The 269-nt window shown below is 54.3% G+C and carries 1 pseudogene; it reads left to right on the top strand.

Annotated elements, in window-relative coordinates:
- Positions 1–199 (top strand): annotated as a pseudogene (locus A3714_RS18075) (hypothetical protein); the annotation flags it as partial.
- Positions 200–269: the final 70 nt, after the last annotated feature.

The following is a 269-nucleotide window of genomic DNA, read 5'->3' as shown; positions in this document are numbered from 1 at the left end:
ACTGGAAAAACTGGGCCTGTTTGAAGAACAGGCCGGCAGCCTGAAAGAAAAACAACGCAAGACCATCGGCCTGGTGTACGACACCATCCGCAAGGTCAATCAGGAAGTAGGCTCACTGATTTCGGAACAGTTTGCTGCCCTGGAAGATGCCCGCACGGCATCCCGGAACATGGATGACAAGAACGATCAAGACGACTAGCAAGCAACAGGGCCACGCGCATGTTCCATGGTAACCCCGTCCCCCTTTGGGCAGACCTGATTGTCAGTGT

The organism is Alcanivorax sp. HI0007 (assembly GCF_001635525.1).
GTDB lineage: Bacteria > Pseudomonadota > Gammaproteobacteria > Pseudomonadales > Alcanivoracaceae > Alcanivorax.
This window is presented reverse-complemented; position numbering and strand designations above follow the sequence as displayed.